This window comes from Streptomyces sp. NRRL B-24572 (genome assembly GCF_002156145.1).
GTDB classification, from domain to species: domain Bacteria; phylum Actinomycetota; class Actinomycetes; order Streptomycetales; family Streptomycetaceae; genus Streptomyces; species Streptomyces vietnamensis.
The window spans coordinates 1-7,034 of sequence record NZ_MWIG01000109.1 but is presented as its reverse complement, the minus strand read 5'-3'; the positions used below and the strand labels follow the sequence as shown (position 1 = coordinate 7,034).

The window sequence follows — 7,034 nt, the reverse complement described above, 5'->3', positions numbered from 1 at the left end:
GGGTTGAGGAAGTCGGCGAGGTAGCCGCTGCCGGGGATGAGGGCGGCGAGCCAGCCGCGATCGAGCCCGGCGCGGACGATCCGGGGCCGGACCTGGGCGGCCCAGCGCCCGTGGGGGGCGGAGTCGGGCCGGTGGGCGACGATGCGGTAGCTGGTGACGACCTCCCACATGGGGGAGACGGCGAAACGGGTCTGGGCGAGGTCGGCGGCGGAGAAACTGAGCCCGGCTTCCATGCGTGCCACGTCCTGGAGTAGGCGAATGGATTCGCTCTGACCTTAATCATTGGAGGGGAAGGGGTGCGGAAAAACAAACTCCCCCCATGCCTTCGACACGCATGACCCGTACGACGCGTACGACCCGTACTTCCCCCTCGGCGTTCCGTGGCCTCCCGCCCGTGGTGTGGACGATCTTCGCGGGAACGATCGTCAACCGCCTCGGCTACCTGGTCACGCCGTTCCTGGTCTTCTTCCTCGCCTCGCGGGGCGTGACGGGCGGGGACACGACGTACGTCCTCGGCGCGCTCGGCGCGGGCAACCTGATCGGCCCGGCCGTGGGCGGCATCCTCGCGGACCGCATCGGCCGCCGCCCCACGATGATGATCGGCCTGATCGGCGCGGCGGCGGCGCAGGGGGCGCTGTTCCTGGCGCCGGGGGTGTGGACGATGGCGGCGGCGGCGCTGCTGATCAGCGCGGCCGGCAGCACGGTCTCCCCGGCGGCGTACGCGATGCTGGCGGACGCCGTCGACAGCGAACGGCGCCGGCGCGCGTACGCCCTCTTCGGCTGGGGCGTGAACATCGGCACGGCGGTGGCGGGCGTCCTGGGCGGCTACCTGGCGGCCCAGGGCTACTGGCTCCTGTTCGCGGTGGACGCGGGCTCGATGCTGCTGTACGCGCTGGTGGTGGCGGTCCGCCTCCCGGAACCGAAGCGCGAGGCCCCGGCGGAGCGGTCCCAGGACGGCATCGGCTACGGAGTGGTGCTCCGCGACCGCCTGGCCCTGCTCCTGCTCCCGCTCTTCGGCGTCCAACTCTTCGTGTACTCGCTGACCGAGGTCGCGCTCCCGCTGGCCGTCCGCGACAGCGGCCTCTCGCCGGCGGTGTACGGGGCGATGGCGGCGATCAACGCGGTCATGGTGGTCGCGCTGCAGCCGTTCGCGACGGCGTGGCTGTCCCGGTTCCCGCAACTGGCGGTACAGAGCACGGGCAGCGCGCTGATCGCGTTGGGTGTGGCGGCGACGGGTCTGGCGGACGGCATCGCCGGCTACACGATGTCGGTCGTGGTCTGGTCGCTGGGCGAGGTGGTGGTGGCGGGCATCGCGGCAGGCCTCTTCGCCAACCTGGCCCCGGCCCACGCCCGCGGCCGCTACCAGGGTGCCTTCAGCTGGACGTGGGGAGTGGCCCGCTTCGGCGCCCTCACCCTGGGAGTGACGACGTACACGACGCTGGGCCCGGCGACCCTGTGGTGGACGGCGCTGGCGGCGGGCACGGCATCAGCGGTGACGACGCTGACCCTGAGGACCCGCATCGCGAGCCGCACGACCCACGGACTGGCGGCATGAGTGCCTACTTCCCCCCGGCCAGGCAGTGGGCCACGAGCGCGTTGGCGTGCCCGTGGCCCATCCCGTACTCGGCCTTCAACCAGGAGACGAGCTCCATGTGCTTGACGAGCGGCGAGTCCCGAATGATCTCCAGCCACTCGGAGACGGGCCGCCCGTACTTATTCTCGATGGAGGGGAAGTAGCCGGCGGGACCCTTGACGATGCTCTCGGACACGGCGATCTCCTGGGGAAGCGGACGGACGACTGAGGATCAGGACCCCGGACTCCCAAGAAACTCATCGCTCCTCGGCCGATCAGTCCCGCCGAATGTGCTCGGGATCGATGTGCCGCCGCACCATGGGAACGGAGGCGACCGCGGCGGCGAGCACGACCCCCAGCGCACAGGCGAACAGCAGGGGCAAGCCCTCCCAGTCCCAGTGCACCGCACCACCCCCGGTGATCAGATAACTGGACTCGGCAAGCCACCCGGCGACGATCGCCGCCCCAAGCCCCACCACCAACGGCAACACCACCTGCACCACCTGCACCACCCGCAAGGTCCCCGCCCGAGCCCCCAACAAGGCCAACGCCGTCACCTGCCCCCGCCGCTCCATGGCCCGATCGGCCACAGACACGACAAACGCGGCAACCCCGATCACGAGCCCGAGCACCATCCCGACCACCAGCAGACTCCGAATCACGGTCAACTGAGCGAGCGAGTCGATGACGATCCCCACGGGCTCGACGGATGCGGTGGGCGCGATGGCCCCGATCCCATCGAGAACGGCACGGACGGTGGCGGGGTCGGAGGCGCTGACGAGAACGAAGCGCGAGTCTGCGAGCTGAGTGCCTTGGGGGAGGAGGGAGGGAGGAATGAGCAGGCTCGGTCCGGCGAACTCTGAGGGATCGTATGCCTGAACGGTGACAGAGTCCTGCGGGACGGAGACAGTCAGCTTTCGCCCGCTGTTGAGCAGGAACGGGAAGCTGATGCCGGTGCGGGCGTCTTCATCAAACAGGAAGGTCGGATCGTCGATCCGCAGCACCTTGTTGTCGACGCATCCATGCATCGCCTGGGTGAAGGCAGCCAACTGAGCGCAGGTTGCAACGACGGCTTGGACTCTGGGTAGGTCCTCCTCCACAGTGGCCACCCATGACTCGGCGATCAGGGCATGGGTCTGTACTCCATCCACAGCGGACATCTGCGTGCGCTGCTGCGTGCTCAGCTCTGACATCGGAAGGCTGTATTCCTGGACCGGAGTCGTTCGCCGACTGACCTGATCCAATTCGATGAGTACCCCTTGCGTGAGCGAGGCACCGAATACCAGCAGCACGAGACCAGTGACCACCCGAAGTGCGCTACCGGGATCGACCTCAGTCCGTCGCATGGCCAGCGACAGAGGCAACGATTTCGACACAGTGGCCAGACGTTGCGAGAGCCACGACGTGATTGGTGCCAGTCCGAACACAAGCCCCGCCCCGGTCATCAGCACAGCGCTGGGAACGAGTACCGAGCTGCCAGACCCCCCTGAAGGGTCCCGCCCCATCGCGCTGAGTGCGCAGTATCCGCCGATGATTCCGAGTCCGGGGATCAACAGCAATGTCCCGTACTTCTTCGGAGGCTTGCTCTCTCCGGTGCGGCGCACGCTGATGGGCGACTGGGCGGCCCGCCGCGCACTGAACTGCCCGACGATCCACGCGAGGACCGGACACCCCAGCAGGCACACGGCGATGGTCACCCCCTCGGGCCGCCCGTCGGCCGGGTACCAGTGCAACCCTGGCAATCCGACCCGCGCCATGACTTCGTTGACCCCGAGATAACCGATGAGTCCAACTGCTGCCCCGACGAAGGCGGCGACCCCAGTCTCTCCGGCATTGACCCGCAACGTGTCCTTCGCGCTGAGGCCGACGAGCCGAAGCGCGGCGAGCCGGCGCGCACGGGACTCTCCGGAGAGCCGCGCGCAGACGGAGAGGAAGATGACGAGAGGGAGCAGCACGATGCAGCCGAGAGTGAACCGCAGGATGTCCAGGGTGGATGGCTCGATGAGCTCGTGCTGCATGTACTCGGTACCGAAGTGACCGAGCGGCGCCGCCCCGGTCAGCTCATCCGGACTGGTGCCGATGTAGGCGTAAAGCTCGTCGGGACCTGCGAGCCCCGGCGGGGCAATGGTGCCGGTCACATGGCCGGGTACGAGTCCCGCAGCGTGCGGGTTGGCAGCCAAGATCTCGCCCAGCTTCGGCGAAACGATCGCCTCGCCTGCGCGAGGGAGTTCCTTGATTCCCGGGGGAACCGGCAGAGGCCCGGGGCCTGTGCGAGCGATGAAGATCCGGCGTAACGGTTGTGAGCCGTAGGGGTCCAGGAACTCCTGATAGACGGCGTTCTTGTTCTTGCCGGACTCCACCGATCGGCTTGTCACCCGGGCATCGCTGGCATCGATGATCGTCGGGATGGTGAGTGCGGCGGCCAGGCAGGCAACGCCGAGTGCGGACCCGAGCGCCATCAGGAGGAACCGGACCTGCGCCCTGCGCCCGCTGCGCCACAGCAGACGCATACCGAGGACGAACGCGTTCACACAGCCACCCGCTCGGCCAGCACACCGTCCGACATCGTGTACTGGGTATCGGCCTTCGCGGCGACATCGGCATCGTGAGTGACGATGACGACAGCGGTCTTCTGCCTCCGGGCAAGCTGAAGGAATTCACCGAGTACGGCAGCGGCGTTGGCGCTGTCGAGCGCGCCGGTTGGTTCGTCTGCGAATACCACGTCCGGCCGGTGGACCAGAGCCCGCGCAACTGCCACACGCTGACTCTGGCCACCCGACAACTTCGACGTCCTGCGCCGTAACAGCTCGCCCATCCCCAGCCGCCCGAGCACCTGGCCGGCCACCGCATGGGCGTGGGATTTACTGATCCCGGCGAGCCGGAGAGGGAGCGCCGCGTTCTCCTCGACGGTCAGTTCCGGCAGCAGTTCCCCGTACTGGAAGACGAACCCCAGGCGCGTACGACGCAGCGCACTGAGCTCCCCGTCGGGGAGGGACGAGAGCTGCACTCCGTCGAAGGTCACCGTGCCGCTGGAGGGCGGCAGGACCCCGGCGAGGCAGTACAGCAGGGACGACTTTCCCGATCCGCTGCTGCCCATGATGGCGGCCACTTCGCCGCGCTTGAGCGTGAAATCGGCACCGGTTACCGCTTGCTGCGTGCCGTAGAAGAGATCCACGCCCTCGGCGCGGAGGATGACGTCCTTCAAGGTGTGCACTCCTATGGGAGCGGGAGCCGCTGGTGGGCGGCTCCCGTGCAGAACGACTGCCCTACGGACGCTTGAAGTGCTTCGTCGGAGAGCAGTTGTCAGGGTGCAAGGAGCCGCGGTTCTGGCATACGCGTACTTCTGCCGTATCCACGTACCGAGAGGCGCCGTCATGGACGAGCTTGTCGATCCAGACGGTCTTCTTCTGTACTCCGTCGAAGCGATTCCACCCGTATCCGTGCACCTTTACCTGCAGGTAGACGTTGTGGTTGTCGTTCAGTCCGACGTCACGCAGCTTGCCCTTGATGTGGAATGCACCCTGCTGCACCTCCACGGGCTCCCACATGTACTTGCCTTCCGCGAAACGCGCTCCGGTTGTCTTGAAGAGCGCCACGTTGTGCCACGAATCGGCCGCCGCCACCCCCATCCCCCCGAAGAACAGCCCCGCTGCCACCGCCGCCGTAGCCAACTTCCTCATCGATATCCCCTGGCTGAAGTGAATGTGCCGACTGGTCATCACAGAAAGTATCGGCATCACTACAGATGAGATCGAGAAGGAACGTCCCTTCCTTGAATCACCCTTCGATCCAGTGAATGAGCCCTTCCGGTCCGCCGCTCATCCCTGCGTGACATCGCCGCAGGTCACAGCCGTCGTCTCAATCAGTGCGCGCTCTCAGGGGGCGAGTTGAGGTCCTTGGCCGACTAGAAGCCGTTGACGTCCAGGGTGTTGGCGAGGCGCCACGGTGGGCCGGTCGCTTTGTCGGGCGTGAATTGGGCGATGGCCGTCATCGACGGAGGCGTCCGGCTCGGGGTGAGCCGGACGCCTCCGTAATCAGCGGGGTGGTGCGTGGGTCGGGTCAACTACGCCTGGATGCGGCACTGTTGGAGCGCACGCATCGCGATTGCCCGGCGCCCAACCCCGCCCCCACCCCCTCAGCCCGCGAACACCTCGCGCAGCTTCGTCTCCTTCTCGCTGTCCAGGTTGGAGTGGATCAGCTCCGTGTGGCCGCTCGGAAAGGCCTCCCGGACGCGTTCGACCACGGCGTCCTGCGAGAGCAGGAACAGCGCCGAAGTCCCGGGCGTCACCTTCGCCTTGACCGAGTCGATGAAGTCGTCGTCGATGCCGACGTCCGCCATCTTCCCGCCCAGCGCACCCGCCGCCGCCCCGACCGCCGCGCCGAGCAGTGGCATGAAGAAGAGGAGGCCGAAGAGCATGCCCCAGAAGGTGCCGGAGAGCGCGCCGGCGCCGGTGAGGTTGTGCAGTTGCTTCGTCTTCGGCTTGCCCGCATCCGCCGGCCAGCTGACCGTCGCCGCGTCGAGGACCTTGATCAGTTCCTGCTTCTGCAGCTGGAGCAGGGTGTCCTCCATGGCTGCGGCCCCCTCGGGCGCATCGAATTTCCACACGGTCAACGTGGCCACGTCCAGCCTCCAGGAACTCGCCGTACGGCGCTCGGCAACAGGTACGGCCCAGTAAAGGCGCTGCATCCGAAAGGTGCATCTCGGGATGAAACGAACGATGAGGCGTGGTGGCCGCATCACGCCGTCCCGGTAGGAGTGATCACCGGTGATCACCGGCGCGCCTGCGTGAAGGGGCGCAGCAGGCTCCCCAAGGATGCGCGCATGCGTCCTTCCCCTTCTTCCTTCCTGAGCCGTGCCCGTGTCCGTGTCCATGCCCGGGCCCTCGTCCCGTTCGTGGCCGCCGTCGCCCTCCTCGGTACCGCCGGTTCGTCCGTGGCCGTTGCGGCGGAGGCCTGCGGCTCCGTCATCACCGCCCCCCTCGCCCCTCCCGTCTCCGCCGACGACCCCTGTCCCAGCGCCGACCCGGTCGTGTGCCGGATCCGCGTCCTGCCGATGGACGAGAAGGTCGAGGCCCAGCGGACCCGGATGCAGTACCACGGGCTCCTGGAGGACATGCACCGCACCGAGCGCGACATGCGCGAGGCGGGCGCCACGGACGAGGAGATCGCCCGGGAGCTCGTCGACATGCGCAACCAGGCCAAGGAGATCACCCGCGCCGGCATGACCCCCGAGGAGGTCCGGATCCTGGAGGAGCGGAACATCGCCAAGTACGGCAACCCCCTCGGCCCCACCGCGGACCAGCTGTACGCCAAGTACGGCTCCTGGCAGCAGGTCATCGACGCGTCGATGCGGACCAGCTACGCCGTCGACCGCGAGCTGAGCCTCGAGTACCGCCCCTGCCCCGTGTGACCGCCGACGGCCCTGTACGACGTGCGTGCCGGTCGGCGGTCACACGGGGCA

Annotated in this window: 7 protein-coding genes and 1 pseudogene; 2 read left to right on the top strand and 6 right to left on the bottom strand. The window is 67.8% G+C overall.

Annotated elements, in window-relative coordinates; all coding sequences use genetic code 11:
* Window positions 1–233 (bottom strand): annotated as a pseudogene (locus CCN56_RS06830) (transcriptional regulator); the annotation flags it as partial.
* A gap of 86 nt (window positions 234–319) precedes the next feature.
* On the opposite strand from CCN56_RS06830, the gene CCN56_RS06825 reads away from it, so the two are divergent.
* Window positions 320–1,555, top strand: coding sequence for an MFS transporter (locus CCN56_RS06825; protein WP_179199717.1), 1,236 nt, complete (start codon window positions 320–322; stop codon window positions 1,553–1,555).
* A gap of 4 nt (window positions 1,556–1,559) precedes the next feature.
* Here CCN56_RS06825 and CCN56_RS06820 read toward each other — a convergent pair whose 3' ends face one another.
* The 5 genes from CCN56_RS06820 to CCN56_RS06800 all read right to left on the bottom strand — a co-directional run bounded on the left by CCN56_RS06820 (window position 1,560) and on the right by CCN56_RS06800 (window position 6,194).
* Window positions 1,560–1,769 carry a DUF4287 domain-containing protein gene (locus CCN56_RS06820; protein ID WP_086824555.1) on the bottom strand — a complete coding sequence of 70 codons (210 nt, stop codon included), beginning with the start codon at window positions 1,767–1,769 and terminating at the stop codon, window positions 1,560–1,562.
* A 79-nt stretch (window positions 1,770–1,848) separates the two neighbouring features.
* Window positions 1,849–4,104: an FtsX-like permease family protein gene (locus CCN56_RS06815; protein ID WP_086824554.1), complete on the bottom strand. Its 2,256-nt coding sequence runs from the start codon at window positions 4,102–4,104 to the stop codon at window positions 1,849–1,851.
* Window positions 4,101–4,778, bottom strand: a complete 678-nt coding sequence (locus CCN56_RS06810; protein ID WP_086824562.1) for an ABC transporter ATP-binding protein — start codon at window positions 4,776–4,778, stop codon at window positions 4,101–4,103. Before CCN56_RS06810 ends, CCN56_RS06815 begins: the two co-directional genes overlap by 4 nt.
* A 61-nt stretch (window positions 4,779–4,839) precedes the next feature.
* Window positions 4,840–5,292 (bottom strand): hypothetical protein, encoded by a 453-nt coding sequence (locus CCN56_RS06805; RefSeq protein ID WP_256961818.1) that lies wholly within the window; start codon window positions 5,290–5,292, stop codon window positions 4,840–4,842.
* A gap of 416 nt (window positions 5,293–5,708) precedes the next feature.
* Window positions 5,709–6,194, bottom strand: coding sequence for a DUF1269 domain-containing protein (locus tag CCN56_RS06800; RefSeq protein WP_086824552.1), 486 nt, complete (start codon window positions 6,192–6,194; stop codon window positions 5,709–5,711).
* A gap of 201 nt (window positions 6,195–6,395) precedes the next feature.
* Here CCN56_RS06800 and CCN56_RS06795 point away from each other — a divergent pair, with 201 nt between their 5' ends.
* Complete coding sequence (locus CCN56_RS06795; RefSeq protein WP_086824550.1) at window positions 6,396–6,983, top strand: hypothetical protein; 588 nt, start codon at window positions 6,396–6,398, stop codon at window positions 6,981–6,983.
* Window positions 6,984–7,034: the final 51 nt, after the last annotated feature.